The organism is Rhodanobacter aciditrophus, assembly GCF_042679525.1.
Classification (GTDB): Bacteria; Pseudomonadota; Gammaproteobacteria; order Pseudomonadales; family Marinomonadaceae; genus Marinomonas; species Marinomonas aciditrophus.
The window spans coordinates 19,948-39,810 of record NZ_JBHTMN010000011.1 but is presented as its reverse complement, the minus strand read 5'-3'; the positions used below and the strand labels follow the sequence as shown (position 1 = coordinate 39,810).

Below are 19,863 nucleotides of genomic sequence, written 5' to 3'. Positions count from 1 at the left end.
GGAATTAAAAATGAGAGTTATTTTGGAAACACAGTTCGGTGTGTTAGCGGCAACATCTGCATGGAATCAAAATCGATGAAATTCTGACTGTCGATTTTCACCTCCTCCATTTCCCAGCACACTTTGGCTGCCTCAGCAGATTCAAAAGTGTAGATTGAGATCGCATCGTAAGCAGGCCCCTCTTCTGGAACATAAATGTCCCCAAGATTTGTCTCGCGGATAGGATAATGATCATAGGAAATCAGCCCTCTATCCTTCATCAAAGCCACCATGCACGGACCGTGTTGGTTTTTGTAATAGTCCAAGAAGCCCTCAAGTGACATGCCTGGCACACGACGAAAAATATAAGCTGCGATATACATAAGATGTTCCTCTGATTTATTCAGTCTTTTTGTGACTTTGTAAATCCATAGTAAGGAACGAAAGATGAAACCCGCTTGGCAAAATAAGCCAACCTATTGGATATTTAGGACAAAGGGTAAAATTAATCAGAACAACTTTGAGTAAGTAAGGGCAGGAATAAACGAAACGAACAATTTAGGAATGATCAACCAAGAGCCACGGAGACTTCACTCTCCGTGGCTCTTATCAATTAACAAAGACGTTAATACACCTATTCATTTGCAGATGCTTAAGGACTCGCTTTTCAAGTAAAACTTGTTGTGCTTATTTTTCTCTTAAGGTCACAACAGCCATTAACACAGCCAAACCCAACATGATATCACGTACTGCGGTAGGTAATGGCGTACCACTTAGTAGGATCTGTAATGCTGTGAGTGCTAAGGCCCCACCAAACATACCCAAGTAATGACCCCGACCACCACTGATCAAAGTACCACCAATCGCAACAGCAGCAACTGTTGGTAACAAATAACTGTCACCTAAGGATAAACTTGCACGCCCTAAGAAACCTGTTAACAACATGCCTGCAATGGCGGCACAAACGCCGGATACAACGTAGGCCTTAATTGTGACTTTGCTAACATTGACCCCAGAAAGGAACGCCGCTTCAGCATTGCTACCAACCGATATCAATCGACGTCCAAACGCTGTACAGGTCGTAAACAACACGCCAAATACAACAAAGACAAAGATTAAAAGTGATAGTGGTGCCATGCCTAAAATAGAGCCGTTTATCAGCCATATTAAAGCCGGCGATGCAGTCCCTGACGGAGTCCCTCCAGAAACAAACATCGTGAAGCTCTGTAGTAAACCACCAATCGCCAAGGTTGCAACAATCGGAGATAAGCCAACAACTGACACCATTACGCCATTAATTAAGCCAATAAAAGCGCCAAGCAATAACACGACGGGTAACGCAATCAGTAAGTTCGCATCACTACCTTGCATAATCATGGCACCGACTACACCACAAGCCGATACAACCCAACCCACTGATAAGTCAAAACCGCCGCTCATAACGACCACACCTTGCCCCAAAACGAGAACAGATAAAAAGGCTCCCAGTAATAACAGACGGTCTATGTAGCGCAGTGTTTCTAGATCCTCGCCGTAATACATCATTGCAATTGCAGAAATGACCACAACGCCAACCCAAGCAGGAATCATGTATTTACGATCACTCTTTGGTAACCATGCACTGATTGGAGGAAGGTTAAACTGGCTTGCACGTTTTTTCGCGACGTGGCTTGAGCGCAAAGAGAATTGCTGAATGGAAAGTAGCATTCTTTGTAACCCTCCATTTGCTGACTCTCCGCGTGGGCGATTGATGATGACAGCCAATAGCAAGATCAGTGCTTCAATCCCTGCACTTAAGTAATTGGGGGCACCGAAAGCTAACAGTAGATTTACCATTGCAATCACTGTTAATGCACCCATCACTGAACCCAACGCAGAGCCTCGGCCACCTCCTAATAACGTGCCACCTAGCATGACTGCCGTTAAGCTCGAAACAAGAAGAGGTGTTCCAATAGTGGGATCAGCTGCGCCAGATAAAGAGGCAGCCATCACACCAGCTGCACCATAGAAGCCGCCACCGATTATATAACTTGCCCACACTCCCCGCTTGACGTTTAAACCCGCTAATTTGGCAGACTGTCCATCGCTACCAGCCGCATAAATACTGGTACCTAATGACGTATTCCTAATAACCCACCATATAACTAACGCAACCACTAAAACCGTCAAAGGTCCTGGTAACACATCGTAAATGGTGTCATCCAATAACATCACTATGAGCTCATCTGGCACCATACCGCCAGGCTGAGGAAGTACGAGGTATGTAACCCCCTGTAGAGTGAACATAGTCGCTAGAGTTACGATAATCGGTTGCAAACCGACGACGGAAACAAAAAAACCATTGATCATGCCGGCCAGCATACCAATGACCACACCTATCACAATTAGACTTTCGACAGGTAAGCCCAGCTCAGCAAAATAGATCACCATGACGGCTTGTGAGAAAGCAACCACTGCCCCGACTGATAAATCCAATCCACCACCAATCACAATGACTGTTTGGCCGATTGCAGCAAGGGCTAATGGCGCTACGGAAGCTAGAAGCATGCTGATAGTAAAATAACTCGGCGCTCGACCATTTACGAGGGCTGTAACCACCATCAAGCTGAAGAAAAAGACCATACTAAGCAGAAGGCCTTGGTTCGCTTTGATCGAGGTTGACCAATCACGACCGGAATTCGAAGTACTAGTGAGTGTCGTCATAAGCTTACCTATATCGCTTCTTTGGTTTGTTCAAAGTATTCTGCTTCTGGGGCAGCATGGGCCTGACCTAACGCCAACTCCATAATGCGTTCCTCATTGATGTCTTCGCGGGATAAGGTTTCGATAATTTCACCGTCATAAAACACCATTGCACGATCTGACAGCTGTACAACCTCTTCGATTTCGGTTGAGTACAGCAATACTGATCCTCCATCAGCAACAAATTGACGGATCCATTTATAAATTTCGGATTTAGTACCAATATCTACACCCCGAGTTGGGTCGTACATCAATAAGATTTTACTGCCCGCGACAATCCAGCGTGCCATAATCATCTTCTGCTGATTACCACCACTGAATGCGGTGGGAGGTTGATATAAACCACGCTCAGCCACTTCGGTTTTGACGAGGGAGTCAGCCACTTCATTCGTCTCGATCTCATTGTTTACCAGACCAAATTGTGTGTACTGATCAATCACAGGAAGGCTGATGTTGTGACGCCCACTTAAAGATAGAAATAAACCTTCGGTTTTACGCTCTTCCGGAATAAATCCAATATCTCGCCCTGGAACAATAGCGTCCGCAGGTGACGTCAGTAGGGTCTTTTCACCATTGATATAGAAGTCGCCAGATGCAATCACTTCTGCACCAAAGCAGGCTTTGAATAGCTCTAGCTGGCCCATGCCCTGGAGACCTGCAACACCAAGCACTTCGCCTCGTTTTAATTCAAACGAAGCATTTCTAAGACGTTTTCCAACTTGTATTGAGTCGCCTTTTAATGCGGATGGCAGTGCAGTGTTTGTTGTATTCACTATGTTTGGAAAAGTGGCACTTAAGCTACGTCCAATAATGAGCTTCACAATTTCTTCATCAGAGACATCAGAAACAGCCCCTTCATGTACGGCTTTACCATTTCTTAAAACAGTCAAGCGATCACAATATTCACGCACTTCTAGCATGCGGTGCGATATGAAAATGATGGTACATCCTTGCGACTTAAGTCGCGCAATAATGCTACCTAACCATTCCATGTCCTTACCACTCAATGACGAGGTAGGCTCGTCGAGTAGCAAAATCTTAGGTGATCTTGATACCGCCCTGGCAATCTCAATCTTTTGTCTGAGTGCAAGGTCAAGCTCTCCTACACGAGCTTGCAAATCAATACCTTGTAGATCGAGGTCATCGAGGATTTTTTGTGCTTGAGCTTTGGAGGCTTTTCGATCCACAAGCCCCAAGCGATTTGTTGGTTCATAAGGAATCAGAAGGTTTTGGGTGACCGTTAAGTCTGGGACTTGGGTCATCTCTTGGAAAGCCGTTTGAATACCGAGGTCGTGAGCTTGTTTTGGTGAAGATAAAACCACTTCTTGGTTATTGACCATAAGCTGACCAACATCAGGGCTCAATAAACCACTTAGCATTTTAACCGTTGTAGATTTGCCTGCACCGTTTTCACCTAGCAAAGCGTGAACAGTACCAGCATGTATCTTCGTAGAAACGCTTTCTAAGGCTACCGTTGCACCAAACGCTTTACGAATATTGATCATCTCAATAGCGTTCATAAGGAGTATCTCATTTCAGAATTGTCATATAAGGGGCGATAACATCTCGCCACCTTATATGAGAAAGACGGGACAGCCTTACAGGAAGGCTGCTTTTACATTACTCAATTAATATTCAGGCGTACCGTTCAACGCAGCTTGTAAACCAAGTTGAGGCGTGTCTTCACTGTAGATCGCTACTGAGAATTCAGTATTAGGAATCATGCTTGGCTTGAATACATTACAACCGGTTTCATGCATTTCTTGCCAAGATCCCGTTTCACATAGCTTAGTATCTTTGTATGTAACAACTGGTACATCCATGATGATGTCATGGGGCAACTCTTTACCTTCTAACAACGCATCGATACCGTACATAAGTGCTTGAGCCCCCATAACAGGCCCTACTTCAAACGTTTGACCTTTGATACCCATTGGACGGAATGCACCCTCAGTTTCACCAACGTCTGTATTTGGATCCATTAAGGCTACACGTTCACTGATTTCTGCCGACCCTGCACATGGGATTTTCTCAGCATCAGGAATGCCCGCAGAATCTTGCAATTGGTAGAATGGGTAACAACCTAATTGTGCGGTTGCGATGTCAATATCGCTCCACTTTTTAACGGCCATCACCTTACTCAACTCACCCAAAACAACTGGGTCGCTCCACATACCGTTCACTTCGGCAACCACGTTTACGTTAGGATATTTGTCATAGACTTTTTTCGCTGCGACAACTCGATCATCGTTTGCCGCCACACCAGGCGCACCATTGATCATAAGGATATTGCCGCTTTCATTGATCGCTTTCACCGCCCATTCTGCCTGGTTGGTAGCTAATACCTTGTTATCAGCATGGACATTAGTTGCACATCTTTCACTTACCGTTGAGTCCCAAGCAATAACAGAAATACCTTGACGACAGGCGTTACGAATGGAGCGATTTAAGGCCGTTGGTGAAGAAGGATACATGACGATTAAATCCGCTCCAGCTTCGACCATACCGTTAATTTGTTGGGCTTGGCGTTGAGCATCACCGTTATTCACTACCTGAAACTCAATGTCTACTTTGTCGCTGTAGTCAGAGCTTTTAGTTAGTGCTTCCATCATATTTTTGTTTTGCTCCATCCAGGTATTACCGTAGAAACCGAAGCTCACAAACACTTTCAACTTTTCGGTGTCCGCTGCATAGCTCGGCGCTGATACCGCTACCGCTGAGCTAACTAATGCAATTGGCGCAACCACTTTTTTCAGTTTTTTTAGGGACGACAAAGCCCCCATCGCATTTTTCGATGTCATTTTGAGTTCCTTTTAGTTGGTTTTTTGTGAGCTTTAAACTCTATTTTTTGGCTGGGCTAACACTAATTGGCTTAGGTTTAACTCCATGAGAATGATGATGGTGGTGATGCGGATTAGGCATATCCGGCAACCCTTTTTGAAATTTAATTGGCTGACCATGCTCGGTAACGATATATGATCGACGCCAATCTTCTTTGTATAACGCACGTGTTTGCTCGGACGTTATCCCCTTGCTATCAAGCAAACTTTCTAAAGCAGACAGCCATTGCCGGTAATACGCTTGCTGCGGTGTTTCATCACAATGTTGTGGTCGATCAGCAATATGCTTGGCAAACATCTCTACCCACTCCGTCCACGCAAACAGCCCTGACTTACTAAGCAAAACCGTAACCGCGAAAGATTGTGCCTGCCAAGGTTCTTCAAACGTCACATCAGCCGCATCATTGACGTCAATCTTGCTCAGTTTATTTAACAGTGAAGAATTCTCTGATTGGCTCATTTGGCTGCCTCTAAATAGCTCTCATACATATCAATGAAAAGAACATTGTTGGGTTCGCCACCGTCACCCCACAATTCATTATTTTCAAATCGCACACTGTATAACGCTTGCGGACATTCACCCTTACCGTGAGCACGTGAATCAGCGAAGATGTAAATACCGTAGTATTTCACAATGACCCCTTCACAACCTCTAAGGTACGAAGGCACTCGTGTGTGATCTGTTTTAACGGTTCGTGTCACTTTGACACGATCACCTTCTTTAAAACGAACCGGCAAAGTCGTTTCATGATGAGGATGTTGGCTGCCCATAATCATGTCGATCACGTCTTTTGCATTGATTGGCATTATTTGTCCTCCCCCAGTTCTTTTAACTCTGCTACACGCTGTGTCAGCTCTTCTTGCGTTAAAATACCCTTGCTTAAAAGCAACTGTTCAGTTGCATATAGCCAGTGTTCGTAATAAGGAGATTCTAAATAATGGACAGGGTCCATTTTTTCCATTTCATGACGACATTCGTCGGGGTACATCATCCCTTCTAACTGCACCAGCATATGAATGGCAAAGGTTCTACGTTCCCAATCTTCTTTAAATGGGGGCTCTTTGCCGTGATCATTTTGAACAGGGCCGTAACATTGCATACCACCAAAATCGTGTGCGCTATTCACAGTAACCTCCTATTTTGATGGCTTCTCAGCTAAGCCAGTACCAATCATGGAATTACGAGTCACCCATTCCACTAACTCTTGCTCAGATAAACCTTTTGATTCTTCAGGTTGCTCAGGTAGTACCATGAAGCGGATTTCTGCGTTGCTATCCCATACACGAACTTCTTTCTCGGCAGGAATCTCTAAATCAAACTCTTTCAGTACAGCACGTGGCTCTAGCACAACGCGACTACGGTACGCAGCGGTTTTATACCAAGTCGGTGGAAGCCCTAAAACTGGCCATGGGTAACAAGAGCAAAGCGTACAAACAATAACGTTGTGTACTTCTGAGGTATTTTCCAACACCACCATTTCTTCACCTTGTACTCCGGTAAAGCCAAGCTCAGCAATCGCTTTACTGCCATCTTCTAACAATCGAGCTTTATAAGCCTCATCGGTCCAAGCTTTTGCTACCACTTGTGCACCATTTCTAGGGCCAAGTTTGTTTTCATAAAGCTCGATCATGGCGTCTACTGCGCTGGTGTCAATCAGGTTCTTTTCTTCTAATAAAGTTTCAATAGCTTTAATTCGTAACATCAAATCTGAAGGAGGCGCTGTACCTGACATCTTAAGTTCCTTTATTGCAATCGTATAAATTCGCTTTTTATTTACATTGAAACAATGCGTTTCAACTCAGTGATTTCATAATGGATGATTCTTAAACATCTCACCATCAACATTTATGACGATATGAAGCCAAAATACTTATCTATCTAATGTGTGGAACACTCACACATGATGTATAGGTTGAATATGTCTAAAAAAGTACGTCCACCATCCACTGCAGAAATTCAGAGCATGGGAGAACAATTTGGAATGCATTTAACACCCAGTGAAGCGGCAATGTATTCTGAGTTTATTGCACCCATCGTAAAAGATTACGATCGTATTGATGAATTAAACGATCCAATTCCACTGGTAAAATATCCTCGCACTCCTGGTTATGAACCAACAAAAGAAGAGAATCCTCTCAATGCGTGGTATTGGAAAACTCACATCGAAGGGGCTGACGAAGGTCTTCTGAAAGGCGTAGAAGTCGCGATCAAAGATAATATCTGTGTTGCTGGCGTTCCTATGATGAATGGTACGCGAGTGTTAGAAGGCTTTATGCCTAATGTCGACGCGACCGTTGTTACGCGCATCCTAGATGCCGGCGGCATCATTGCAGGAAAAGCTGCTTGTGAAGCACTCTGTACCTCTAGCCAGAGCTACACATGCGAAACTGGCCCCATTTTGAACCCTGTTAACAACGCCTACTCAGCTGGCGGCTCTTCTGGTGGTAATGCTGCGCTCGTTGGCTCAGGTGTGGTAACCATGTCAGTGGGTGGTGACCAAGGCGGATCCGTACGTACTCCTGCGGCTTGGTGTGGTATTTATGGTTTAAAACCAACTTGGGGATTAGTCCCAACGACTGGGGCTATGCCGATTACCTACTCCATGGATCACCTAGGTCCCATGTGCGATACCCCTGAAAATGTTGCCAAACTTCTGACCGTTATTGCGGGACCTGATGAAAATGACCCCAGAACGGTCAGCTCAAAACCTCAAGATTATCTTGCTGCACTTAACAAAGACGTTAAAGGGCTTACTATCGGTATTCTTAAGGAAGGATTTGGTCACCACAATAGTGATCCAGAAGTGGATGCAACCGTAAAACAAGCGGCAGAACATTTCGCGGCATTGGGAGCTAAGGTGATTGAAGTGAGTGAGCCAATGCATTTAGACGGCTGTGCTATTCACACGGGTATCGTTATGGAAGGCGCTGCTCAGCTTATTTTCCATGGCAGTGGTCAAGGTGATAACTGGAATGGTCTTTACACCACCAGTTTAGTTCAAGCCTTTAGTAGTCGCTGGCGTGCACGCCCAGATGAACTTCCGTACACCACGACATCTATGTTGTTCCTTGGCGATTACATGCATAAGAAATATCAGGGCCGATACCATGCTAAGGCTCAGAACCTCAGAATGAAGTTAAAGCAAAAATACGATGAGCTGCTAGAAAAAGTCGATTTGTTAATCATGCCAACGAATCCACATACTGCGGATAAATTACCGGCACCCGGAACCCCAGAATCAGAACTGATTGATGCGTCCAATATGCTGCAAAACACCATGCCATTTGATGTATCAGGACACCCTGCTTTCAGCATTCCTTGTGGAGTGGTGAAAGATATGCCTGTTGGTATGATGCTAGTAGGACGTATGATGGACGATGCCACCCTCATCACCGCAGCGCAACAGTTCTATAAGACGTACGACTGGAAACAAGGTACTGCGCTGTAATGAAGAAAAACCGCTACAATACTTTATCGCCCTCCAATACTAGTTTACTAACCCGAATTGGAGCTTGCCTAGCCGTCTGTGCGGCGTTAATGAGTAGCGGTTTACCTTCTCCGTTATATACCCACTATCAATTATTATTCGATTTAAGCAGTTCAAGTATCAGCGCAATTTTCAGTGCCTACGCTGTTGGTGTACTTTCTGCACTATTGCTTAATATAAAAATTAGCCGTTATATTCGAAACAGAAAATACCTTTTACTATCAGGAAGCCTCATTCTGATCGTTAGTAATATCGTCTTAGCACTGGCGAGCAATGAAGCAGCTTTATATCTTGGACGCTACCTCTCTGGTATTGCAACAGGCACGCTTCTAGGTGCTGCGGCTGCGACACTGCTAGAACTTCATCCAAAAAAGAATCCACGTGCAACCGCTGTTCAATCGACCGTGGCATTCACACTCGGAAGCGCATTAGGCCCAGTTATCAGCGGTGTTTTCATACAGTATGACCTTAGCCCTCTTTTCTGGTCATATTGGGTCATCATTCTGGTCGCCTTGTGCTCAATCCCACTCTTCTTATTAACTGATCAATGGATAACACCACCAAAAGCGACTCAAAAATCAACTAGCCCTACATTGAAAACTCGTCCTTTCCATTTAAGCCCACTTTTTTTCATTTCAGGATTAACCTTGATTATTGGGTGGTCAGTGGGATCAGTCCTCATGGCCGTAGGTACCAAAATCGCGATAGAACAGGTTGGTATTTCAAGCGCATTATTGGCTGCTGCGTTATTAATGGGGTTTCAACTCAGTGCAGGCATAGGGCAACTCTTAAGTGGATACATTACACCAAAAATGAGCGTAACATCAGGCATCGCGCTTACTATTAGTGCACTTGCTCTAATAAACCTGTTTTCGATCTTTCACGCTGCCATTGGTTTTAGCTTGTCTGTTTTCATATGCGGTTTTGGGTATGGCATCTCATTTGTCGGGGCAACAGGACTTATTAATCAAAACTCTCCTAATAAAGAACTTGCAAACAATATTTCTCGCTACTATTTCATAGGCTATATCTTTGGCAATGCATTCCCTGCCATGCTGGTTGGCCTTTTAATGGACCAATTTGAAACATCCATTTCAATTGGTTTATTAAGCGTTTGGTTACTCTCTATAACCGCCATACTTTATTTCTTGATATACAAAAATGAAAAAGCGGCATAATAATTGCTCAGAACATTTATATTGGTAATTGTGTTTTGAGGTCTAAGATAATGTTTAGTGATATGACGATGAATGAAATAAAACTTTTTGCAGACATCGTAGCCAAACTTGAAAGTTATCAATGCAACGATGTTGAAGTTAGAGAATCTGTTTTAACGGATTTGGCGAAGCTGCTCCGCTGCGAGCATGCCTGCTCATACATTCTCGATCCTCAAAGCCAACATTTTATCAAAGGTATCAACGAGAACATTTCTGAAGATGCTCAAAAGATCTATACAGATCACTACCAATTTCATGACCCCATCACGTTCAAGATGAGAGCGTTAGGTTGCTCTACTGTCGAAGAAGTCATCGACTATAAAGATTATTATCGTACTGATTACTACAACGATGTGATGAAAAAAGACGGTTTAAAATACGGCATTAATCTGTATCTTTTTGATGAAGGTCGAGACATTGGTGATTTCCGTTTATGGCGCGGCAAAAATCAAGAAAATTTCGATAGTCGTGAAAAGGGACTTCTGAGAATCCTTGAACCTTACCTAAAACGTTCCATACTCAAGAACGAAAACAACATTCAACTAATCAACACTTTGACGTCACGGGAACGAGATGTCGTTGAGCTAATCGCTAAAGGGTTTACAGACAGAGAAATTGGCCAATATTTGAACATTGGCTTTAGCACCGTACGAACTCATCTGAACAAGTCCTTACAAAAACTCGGCTGTGCTAATCGCGCAGAGTTAGCGGTTCAATTCAATACCGCATTACATTAGATCCTCTACCCACAATATCATTAACGCCAAATCACGGCCAGTTATCAACAAAAATGCCGATGCTCATCTAGATAATTTCTTGTTCTAATCAAGACACCAACAGAATTATTATTTAGAGGTAGTTGTCATGCATATTGATCCGGAACTCATTACAGGCGCCAAAGTCGCATTAGGCTACGCAACAGGCAGTGCTTCATTGCTCGTTATTGCCAAACAGGCCCTTAGCCATCTTAAAAGTCCGACTAAGTCATTAGCTTTAGCGGCATCCAGCATAATCACCACAGCACTTGTTCTATTCTTCTTTCAGGTGCTACCACACCCCCCTGTAGGCCTTTCAGAAGTCCACTTTATTTTCGGATCGATGCTCTTTTTAGTATTTGGTATGACCGCAACAGGAATCGGCTTAGCGACCGGCTTATTGCTTCAAGGGTTGTTTTTCGCGCCTTTTGACCTTCCACAATACGGCATGAACATCACAACATTGCTAGTTCCATTAATGGCTATGAATATGATTTCCCAGAAAATTATCCCTCAAGGTACTTCCTATGTGGATTTAAGCTACGCTCAGGTATTGAAGCTTTCTAGTGTATTTCAAGCTGGGATCGTTGCTTGGGTCGCATTCTGGGCTTTTTATGGCCAAGGCTTTACTGCTGAAACTCTAATGAGCGTTTCTACTTTTGGCATTGTTTATTTAAGCGTCATTATTATTGAGCCTGTTATCGATTTGGCCGCCCTATATACTGTTAAAAATATTTTTAAGCACAAAAACCTTATAATTTTCAACTCTCGATTAGTTTAATAAACTAAAATAAAAGCCGAGATCCTTCTCGGCTTTTACTTATAAATCATTAGCGTCTTAAGGTAAAATCTCTAATATAAAGGAGAATCTAGCCCTATTAAATTTACCAATTCGTTTTAATCCTAATTTTGTAGAGGAAAACTAGAATATTTAAACACCTCAGTTGTATTTTTGATCTAAATTATCATTGGTTATTTTGGCTTCTCTAATACTTATCAAACACAAGAAAATAATTGCTATGGACTTCCCAGAGTTTGCTAGACAGTAGGAACTTCTAAAAAATACTTTTCTTCGAACTTAGCAGGTGACACGCCACCTGTATGCGAATGTCGTTTTATCGGATTGTAGAACATCTCAATAAAATTAAATATTTCACTTTTGGCTTCTTCCCTTGTTCTATAGATTTTTCGTTTTGTCACCCGTTTCTTGAACGTGGCGAAAAAGCTTTCTGCAACGGCGTTGTCGTGACAATTTCCTCGACGACTCATTGATGGTGCTAAATTATGAGCTTTCATAAAAGCAAGATAGTCAGAGCTCGCATATTGGCTCCCTTGATCGCTGTGAACCAGCACTTCACCTTTAGGTTTACGCTGCCAGATGGCCATTAGTAAAGCATTAATGACCAGATGACGATCCATCATTTTATCCATTGACCACCCAACAACACGTCGGGAAAATAAGTCGATAACAGTTGCGACGTATAAAAAACCTTCATGGGTCCTAACGTAGGTAATATCACTTACCCACGCTTTATTAGGGGCATCAGGGTTAAACTGACGCTTCAATATGTTGTCAGCAATCTTGCCTACTTTACCGCCTTGAATATGGCGACGTTTATAGCCAATCTGGGTCTTAATCTTGTTATTACGCATGATCTTGGCAACACGATGTACGCTACAGGATTCTCCCTCATCACGAAGATCTCGATGTATCCATGGACTTCCATAGGTGCCACCACTTGCAATGTGGCATTCTCGAATCTTCTCTAAAAGCCTTAGATCTTCAATAGCCCGATCAGACAGTGGCTTTTTTAACCAAGCATAATAACCGCTTCGATGAATTTTAAAGACGTGACACATCAATTGAACAGAGTGTTCTTTTTGGTGATCTCGAACAAAGGCGTACTTTACTCTGGGTTGTTGGCAAAGTACCTTGCGGCCTTTTTTAGAATGTCACGCTCCTCCGTGATTCGTCTCAGTTCAGACTTGAGCCGAGCATTCTCAGAGGCTAAATCAATGTCTTCGGATGGTTGAGGCTGTGGCTCTACATACTTTTTGATCCAAGCGTATAAACTATGGGTGGTTGTATCGAGCCGTTGAGCCACTTCAGCAACAGAATAACCACGCTCTGTCACTTGTTTAACCGCTTCTCTTTTAAATTCTTCAGGGTAACGTTTGGACTTCATAAAACACCTCTTATTTAACTAGATTTTAACGTTAATAGGTGTCTAGTAAAGTCTGGGAAGTCCAGTAGAGGCAATCAAATCGTTGCCCCAACCATGAAATAACTTTTCCTAACTTTGTTCTTGACGCTGAATGGAGGATGCCACCGTAGGCATACCTTTTGTGACGTGTGATGTGATCTCATGCAACATATCTGAAAGGCTTTCACCCTTGGCAAATTCAATGTACTTGTCATGACCGGATAAAGCAGGGCCTTTTCTATTATGAATTTTCTGGTGTAATGCCCAATATATTTGCAACCTTCCAGCTAACGTTTTCCAAGAGGATAAAAGTAATTCATTATCTGCAAACTCGTATACGGTTGAATGAAAGGATAGTTCCGCTTCAAGTGAACGAGGCTTATCCTCTGCCAAAATGGCTTCTTTTAGGTAATTACAGCGCTGATCTAACTCGTTAAAAAATTGATCAGTTCGCTTTTCCCAGATCAACTCGAAAGCCAAACGCTCCAGCCCTATTCTCATTTGGTACAGGTCTAACAAACGCTTGGGGGTTAGCTTTCGAATGGAGTAGCCTTCAAATGGGCTTGCTTCAATAAACCCTTCTTGTACTAATGCAGAGATAGCTTCTCGAACAGGGGCACGACTGGTTCCAAACTGACTAGCTAAACGCGACTCTACAAGCTTAGAACCAGGCAATAATTCACCACGTAAGATTGCATCACGCAGAGCTTTTTGAACTGTGTGTCTGATCGTCGTACGGGGGGTTAAGTTTTCAAACTGCATATAATATCCTTTTATTATTAGAACCCCAGTTAGTCGTATTTAGCGTAACGTTTTTCTAAGCGAGCTGAGCACCAGCTACCAGGAAAGATTGCGATAAAGTAAACAATCGCGACAACAGTAAAAATCTCAAGTGGTCTAAAGTAAGCAGCACTTAACAAACGACCTTGGTACATAATTTCTTCCACCGCAATCACAGAACAAAGTGACGTCATCTTTGCCAGCTCGATGCCTCGGTTGGTAAAGGCAGGCAACATACGTTTGATAACTTGCGGCAGAATAATGCGTCGAAACACCTGACTGGAACGCATACCAATCGAAGCACCGCCTTCAAATTGGCCTTTGGGAATAGACAAGATGCCACTTCTAAACACTTCAGTACAATACGCCGATGTATTCAACGCCAAGCCCAATAGCGCTGCTTCAAACCCGCCCAACTGCTGACCGGTTAAGATGGGCAGAGCATAGTAAAACCAAATCACCTGAATCAATACAGGCGTATTACGAAAGACCTCAACATAACAAATAGCCAATAGGTTCAACATTTTATTTTTTGAAGATCTTGCAATCCCTAATAGGCTTCCAATAATCATGCCAATAGCAAAACAGATCACCCACAGTTCAAAGGCAACCACCACACCTTTTAGAATCACTGGAATGCTGCTACTGACAACACTCATATCCCATTGAAAACTCATTGTCTACTCCCCTAATTCGCCGTAATTTTATACTCGACCCACTTCATACACATGCTCATTACTAATAGAAAAAAGAAGAACATCAGAGCGATCGTGGAATACACCTCAAGTGGGCGATAAGTAATTGCGTTGACCTGCATAGCTTGGTAAAGCAACTCGCCAAATGCCAAGGTGGATGCAAGTGTTGTGGTTTTCGTTAACTCAAAGGTACGTTCCATGAATGGCCCCGCCATACGTTTAAACGCTTGTGGCAGAATAATACGTCGCATGATGGTTTTAGACGTTAAACCAATAGAACGTCCACCTTCCCACTGCCCACGCTCGATGGATTTAATACCACCACGGAAGACTTCTGCGTAAAACGCACCCGACTGAGTGGAGAGTGCGAGGGCTGCCGCCCAAAAAGGTGACAGAGAAATCCCCGCCACGATTGGTAATGCATAAAAAAACCAGAAAAAGTGTACTAAGGGCGGCGTATTTCGAAAAAACTCTACAAAACACGTCGCAGGTAATGACATACCACGATGAGTAGACAAACGTGCTGTAGCTAACAACGCTCCCACAATCACCCCAAAGAAAATGGATACTACAGCTAGCTGCAATGTCCCTAATGCCCCTTCAAAAAGCATATCGCTATGCTGCCATACCGCAGCAAAATCCCATTCAAAACCCATACGTACACCTTTACTGATTTTGGCTATCAGGCCTTACTTCATGACACCTGGAATCTCTTTAGGATTCAGACCTTTGGTTTTCAAATATTCTTCGAAGACTGCTGTCACGGTTCCGTCTTCCATCATTTTAATGAATTCAGAGTTCACATACTCACGGAACGCCGTATCTTCTTTGCGAATACCACCACTTGTTGGATTGCTAATCTCAGGTTTCGGAATCACAAGATTCCCCATTCTAATTTTTGATTTTGCAATCACCAATGCTGGGTGAAAGAACGCAAGCCCATCGATTCGACCTGAAATAAACGCCGCAATGGTTTCATCCGTATTGGCATAACGTTCAATATTGGCTTCAGGTAGACGTTGCGTCAGGTCACGGTCAACGGAACTACCCATTGCCGTACCAATGCGGTATTCCGACGAGTTCAAGTCTTGCCAGTTTTCAATTTTTAGGTCTTCACGAAGCAGGATACCTTGCTTGTAGTACAGCAACGGTGCTTCCGGGAAAGAGATCGCCTTTTTACGCTCTTCGGTCGCATCCAGTACCAATACAAGATCTGCTTGCTTAGACTGAATCGCCGCTGGCGCGTTACCGTAAGTGGTTTCAGATGGCTGTACCGTTGCACCTAAATCTTCCGCAATCTTCACACCTAAGCGGTAACCCACACCGTCCCATTTACCTGTAATTGGATCTTTGAAGTACCAGGGTTCGCCCTGTACAACACCCAATTTCATCACTTTAGTTGATTTAATTCTCTCTAAAGTCGATAGGTCCTCGGCAAAACTGACGCTTGCGCAGATCACGGATAAACTAATTAACGTAAAGCACTTTTTGAAAACATTTTTCATACTTGCGTTCCTTTTTTAATTAATAGCTGTTTAGGTACTCTTCATACAACTGAGTAAGTTTTTCGATCATTTCACTGTTATTACGGTTAGTAATGGTATGACCATCAATATTGCTGACCGGTGTAATGCCGCCCAATGTGCCCGTCAAAAACGCTTGATCAGCGGAATACGCTTCAGCAAGGGTGTAGTTTTTCTCACGGACCGTAATGCCTGCTTTACGAGCCAACTCCATCACTGTTTTATGGGTGATACCGTTAAAGTTGTAATGCCCCGTAGACGTCCAAAGTTCATCACCACGAACGATGAAGAAGTTAGTTGAGTTACAGCTCGCCACAAAACCATTTGGGTCGAGCATCAATGCTTCATCTGCACCGGCATTAATGGCTTGGATCAAGGCCTGGATTAAATTTAAACGGCTGTGTGAATTCAGACGTAAGTCAAAGACATCTGGGCCACTGCAACGGAACGTTGAGGTGAACAGCTTACGTCCCCCGATTTTTGATTCGGGCGTGATCGTCTTGTATTCCGCCACCACAACGATGCAAGCTTTTGAAATCGTAAAACGTGGATCTTGGTTCGGCGTTTCTTTACGGCCACGCGTGACCATCAAGCGAATATGCACACCATCATGCATGTCATTCTCAGCGAGGGTTTTTTTAATAATCTCGATCATTTCGTCTCGAGACACGCCCAAATCTAATGAAATTGCTTCGGCACCTTGAAATAAACGGGTCATATGTTGGTCCAGCGCCACTAATGAGCCATTTACAAGACGCATGCCTTCCCAAACACCATCCCCTAACACAAAGCCACTATCAAAAATGGACACCTTGGCGTCATCGCGTGATTTAAATTCGCCATCTACATAAATTTTTACATCCGCGTTGCGTGGATCGCCTTCATACGCTTGGGCACTACGTTGTGTATTGTTCATCTTTATTTATCCAATCAAATTAAAAACTGAAAGCCGAGAATTGTTCGATAAATTCTTGCGTGCGTTTCTTCTGTGGGTTTTTAAGCACCTCATCAGGGGTGCCTACTTCGTGAAATTTGCCGTCGGCAAAAAAGAGAACGCGATTGGCAAAGTGGTAAGCAAAACCTAATTCATGCGTCACTAGCAGCATAGTGCGACCTTCGTCTGCCAAGTCACGAATAACGTTTAACACTTCACCTACTAGTTCAGGGTCCAGTGAAGAAGTGGGCTCATCAAATAAAAGAATTTCAGGGTCCATCGCCAAAGAACGTGCAATAGCAACACGTTGTTGTTGACCACCTGAAAGATGTGAAGGAAAGGCACCCAATTTCTGCCCCAGGCCGACTCGCTCAAGTTCTTTAGTCGCTCGTTCATTAGCGGCCTTCTTGGAAAACCCTTTTACTTGTACAAGTCCCTCAGCCACGTTCTGAAGCACGGTCATGTGAGGAAAAAGATTGAACTGTTGAAAAACCATGCCGACATCTTTTCGAACAGAGCACAATTCTTTTTCGCTTTGTTTATATACTTGAGGACCCGATGTGTTTTTGGATGCCAACGTACCGATGGTGTTTCCTTTCAATAAAATTTCACCACTGGTCGGCGTTTCCATAAAATTAAGGCAACGTAGCATTGTACTTTTACCCGAGCCACTTCCACCAATAATTGCAATACGATCTCCTTTATTTACTGTCAGATCTATATCAACCAGAACATGGTTCGTCCCAAAAATTTTATTGAGTTTTTTAGTCTCTAAAACAACTTCACTCATGACAGCACCTGAAATAATGATGAAAAAACGAAGATTGACGACTGTCGACAATCTGTATGCAATCTATATTCGTACGTATGGACAGGGTATGTCAAAAGATTATCTATAAACATAAGAAATTGATTTAAAAGAAAAAATTTATGTACTCTTATGAGGCAGTATCATTCATCTGAGCACTAATACAATGCAAAACCTCTAATTTGGTAGGAATATCTAAGTAAAAACGATCAAGATTTGGATAATATGGTTCAAAATTAGTGCGATTTTATAAATACAATTTTTATGTTTTAAGGAATGAGGTAACTGAATTTAAATATATTTATTTCGCATATAAAAATTATTTTTTATATCGAAATCAAATAAAAAGAGCATTTCACAGATCTCATACAATTTTTACTTTTGATGATGTGAAATTTTTTCATTGAAAAGAGTTTTGCCAATAAGAAAATGCTTTTCTATTGGCATGATAAGGAGTCAAAACCACGCGATGTAGTCTGCAAAGTGACAAAGTTTACCTACTACATCGCATGCTTTTTAAAACTTTTGCTGTAGGTGGTTTAGGAAGGATCGGATATTGCCGTCAATGTGAACGGTATTTTCCTTTAGGGAACATGCGATTACATGAGATTAAGTCGGCCAGATTGTCTCATGTTGCCAACTTAATCGCATGTTCCTTAAAACTTCTGCTGTAATTGATCCAAAAAAGATCTAACATTGCCATCAATGAAGAAAGTATTATCTTTTAATTGATTTACTAACCGCTGAACTTGGGCTGTTTCTTTATTTGCTTGCATATTTGCTTCACTCATTGTCCGTGAGATCTTCTTAGCATTAGCCGCATCCATTAAGAGCTGAGAAAGCTGATGATTCATATTTTGACTAATTTCGGCCTGCAGCTCTGTTTCAGTAGCCACATCTTTTGCAATAGCATCCACTTCATTCACCACATCATTTGTCATTTTCAATGTTTGAACAGTGTTATGCATTGACGATCGAACTAGATCAATTTGTGTCACAATACCTTCTGTCGCTTTAGCAGTTTGGCCAGCTAGATTTTTTACTTCCGTAGCCACCACCGCAAAGCCCCGACCCGCTTCGCCTGCTCTTGCTGCTTCAATAGCTGCATTTAGAGCTAATAAATTGGTTTGATCCGCAATAGATTTAATTAATTCAACGACTTCGCCAATATTTTCAGCGGCTAGAACCATTTGCTTCATTATCTCATCTGATTTACGAGTTTCAGCGGAAGCAGTTTGTGCAATAGATTTAGCGTGTGTTACTCGCTCTTGAACTCGCGTTGAAATATTCACCATATTGTTAATTGAGTTAGATAATTTGTTTGCAGACTCTGCAGATTGTTCAGCAAGCGACATACTTTCAGTCGATACCTGCGTTGCCGTAGCAGACTTATCAACTAAACCAAAAGTACTAGTCTCTAGCCCGTTGGAAATATCTTTCATCACAACTAAAGCCTTTCCCACTTCAGACTCAAATGATTGAGTAAAGGCTTCCATTAGCTCTTTGTTTTCCAACACGCTTATGGTGTACAGCGTTTTACCAACATTAGCTAAGGTAACAATTGCAGACGTCGTGAACGTAGAGCCATTAGCGCATTGATACGTTAAACCTCCTCGCCAATATTTATATTGGCCTAATAGCTTTTTTCCTTCGAGCATCATTTCATCACGAGATCGATTTCCAGGTTGATTCTCGGATAAAATATCGTAAAGAGGTCGACCTTTTAATTCTTTTGCATGCTTATAGCCTAACTTTTCAACCATCGCACGATTAATAAATAACAACCCTTTCTTTTTACCACCACCTCCTAAACAGTTAATAAAAGCAGGGACTGATAATTCCGAGATGACTTTTTGAGCAATATTGGCTACCCACATATGCATTCTCCTTTGTTAATG

Annotated in this window: 20 protein-coding genes; 4 read left to right on the top strand and 16 right to left on the bottom strand. The window is 42.8% G+C overall.

What is annotated here, in order from left to right; genetic code table 11:
* Positions 1 to 17: 17 nt before the first annotated feature.
* From ACFQ45_RS09240 to nthA, 8 genes are all read right to left on the bottom strand, one after another.
* Positions 18 to 362 carry an EthD domain-containing protein gene (locus ACFQ45_RS09240; RefSeq protein WP_377366930.1) on the bottom strand — a complete coding sequence of 115 codons (345 nt, stop codon included), beginning with the start codon at positions 360 to 362 and terminating at the stop codon, positions 18 to 20.
* A 304-nt stretch (positions 363 to 666) separates the two neighbouring features.
* Positions 667 to 2,682: an ABC transporter permease gene (locus ACFQ45_RS09235; protein ID WP_377366929.1), complete on the bottom strand. Its 2,016-nt coding sequence runs from the start codon at positions 2,680 to 2,682 to the stop codon at positions 667 to 669.
* 8 nt (positions 2,683 to 2,690) lie between these two features.
* Positions 2,691 to 4,241 (bottom strand): sugar ABC transporter ATP-binding protein, encoded by a 1,551-nt coding sequence (locus ACFQ45_RS09230; protein ID WP_377366927.1) that lies wholly within the window; start codon positions 4,239 to 4,241, stop codon positions 2,691 to 2,693.
* Between the two features lie 108 nt (positions 4,242 to 4,349).
* Entirely contained in the window at positions 4,350 to 5,522 is a 1,173-nt protein-coding gene (locus tag ACFQ45_RS09225; protein WP_377366925.1) for a substrate-binding domain-containing protein, read from the bottom strand.
* Between the two features lie 40 nt (positions 5,523 to 5,562).
* Positions 5,563 to 6,021 (bottom strand): nitrile hydratase accessory protein, encoded by a 459-nt coding sequence (locus ACFQ45_RS09220; protein ID WP_377366923.1) that lies wholly within the window; start codon positions 6,019 to 6,021, stop codon positions 5,563 to 5,565.
* Entirely contained in the window at positions 6,018 to 6,368 is a 351-nt protein-coding gene (locus ACFQ45_RS09215) for an SH3-like domain-containing protein (protein WP_377366921.1), read from the bottom strand. Before ACFQ45_RS09215 ends, ACFQ45_RS09220 begins: the two co-directional genes overlap by 4 nt.
* Positions 6,368 to 6,688 carry a hypothetical protein gene (locus ACFQ45_RS09210; protein WP_377366919.1) on the bottom strand — a complete coding sequence of 107 codons (321 nt, stop codon included), beginning with the start codon at positions 6,686 to 6,688 and terminating at the stop codon, positions 6,368 to 6,370. The genes ACFQ45_RS09215 and ACFQ45_RS09210 overlap by 1 nt, the downstream gene beginning before the upstream one ends.
* A gap of 9 nt (positions 6,689 to 6,697) precedes the next feature.
* Positions 6,698 to 7,294, bottom strand: a complete 597-nt coding sequence (gene nthA, locus ACFQ45_RS09205) for a nitrile hydratase subunit alpha (protein ID WP_377366917.1) — start codon at positions 7,292 to 7,294, stop codon at positions 6,698 to 6,700.
* 186 nt (positions 7,295 to 7,480) lie between these two features.
* Here nthA and ACFQ45_RS09200 point away from each other — a divergent pair, with 186 nt between their 5' ends.
* From ACFQ45_RS09200 to ACFQ45_RS09185, 4 genes are all read left to right on the top strand, one after another.
* A complete protein-coding gene (locus ACFQ45_RS09200; RefSeq protein WP_377366915.1) occupies positions 7,481 to 9,010 on the top strand; it encodes an amidase in 1,530 nt (509 codons plus the stop codon).
* The gene (locus tag ACFQ45_RS09195) at positions 9,010 to 10,227 is read left to right on the top strand and encodes an MFS transporter (RefSeq protein ID WP_377366914.1); all 1,218 of its coding nucleotides are present in this window, start codon (positions 9,010 to 9,012) and stop codon (positions 10,225 to 10,227) included. Before ACFQ45_RS09200 ends, ACFQ45_RS09195 begins: the two co-directional genes overlap by 1 nt.
* Positions 10,228 to 10,277: 50 nt before the next feature.
* Entirely contained in the window at positions 10,278 to 11,003 is a 726-nt protein-coding gene (locus ACFQ45_RS09190; RefSeq protein WP_377366912.1) for a response regulator transcription factor, read from the top strand.
* Positions 11,004 to 11,130: 127 nt separating this feature from the next.
* Entirely contained in the window at positions 11,131 to 11,802 is a 672-nt protein-coding gene (locus ACFQ45_RS09185) for an energy-coupling factor ABC transporter permease (protein ID WP_377366910.1), read from the top strand.
* A gap of 257 nt (positions 11,803 to 12,059) precedes the next feature.
* On the opposite strand, the gene ACFQ45_RS09180 is transcribed toward ACFQ45_RS09185, so the two are convergent.
* From ACFQ45_RS09180 to ACFQ45_RS09145, 8 genes are all read right to left on the bottom strand, one after another.
* Positions 12,060 to 13,207, bottom strand: a protein-coding gene (locus ACFQ45_RS09180) for an IS3 family transposase (protein WP_377366908.1) whose coding sequence is annotated in 2 segments (ribosomal slippage) — positions 12,060 to 12,970 and positions 12,970 to 13,207 — 1,149 coding nt in all. Because the reading frame shifts where the segments join, the coding sequence is not laid out codon by codon here.
* Between the two features lie 108 nt (positions 13,208 to 13,315).
* Positions 13,316 to 13,987, bottom strand: coding sequence for a GntR family transcriptional regulator (locus ACFQ45_RS09175; RefSeq protein ID WP_377366906.1), 672 nt, complete (start codon positions 13,985 to 13,987; stop codon positions 13,316 to 13,318).
* A 29-nt stretch (positions 13,988 to 14,016) separates the two neighbouring features.
* Positions 14,017 to 14,682, bottom strand: coding sequence for an amino acid ABC transporter permease (locus ACFQ45_RS09170; RefSeq protein WP_377366904.1), 666 nt, complete (start codon positions 14,680 to 14,682; stop codon positions 14,017 to 14,019).
* An 11-nt stretch (positions 14,683 to 14,693) separates the two neighbouring features.
* The gene (locus ACFQ45_RS09165) at positions 14,694 to 15,356 is read right to left on the bottom strand and encodes an amino acid ABC transporter permease (RefSeq protein WP_377366902.1); all 663 of its coding nucleotides are present in this window, start codon (positions 15,354 to 15,356) and stop codon (positions 14,694 to 14,696) included.
* 33 nt (positions 15,357 to 15,389) lie between these two features.
* The gene (locus ACFQ45_RS09160) at positions 15,390 to 16,205 is read right to left on the bottom strand and encodes a transporter substrate-binding domain-containing protein (protein WP_377366900.1); all 816 of its coding nucleotides are present in this window, start codon (positions 16,203 to 16,205) and stop codon (positions 15,390 to 15,392) included.
* A gap of 19 nt (positions 16,206 to 16,224) precedes the next feature.
* Positions 16,225 to 17,139 carry an aminotransferase class IV gene (locus ACFQ45_RS09155; protein WP_377366899.1) on the bottom strand — a complete coding sequence of 305 codons (915 nt, stop codon included), beginning with the start codon at positions 17,137 to 17,139 and terminating at the stop codon, positions 16,225 to 16,227.
* A 19-nt stretch (positions 17,140 to 17,158) separates the two neighbouring features.
* A complete protein-coding gene (locus ACFQ45_RS09150) occupies positions 17,159 to 17,947 on the bottom strand; it encodes an amino acid ABC transporter ATP-binding protein (RefSeq protein ID WP_377366897.1) in 789 nt (262 codons plus the stop codon).
* Positions 17,948 to 18,621: 674 nt separating this feature from the next.
* The gene (locus tag ACFQ45_RS09145) at positions 18,622 to 19,842 is read right to left on the bottom strand and encodes a methyl-accepting chemotaxis protein (protein ID WP_377366895.1); all 1,221 of its coding nucleotides are present in this window, start codon (positions 19,840 to 19,842) and stop codon (positions 18,622 to 18,624) included.
* Positions 19,843 to 19,863 lie beyond the last annotated feature (21 nt).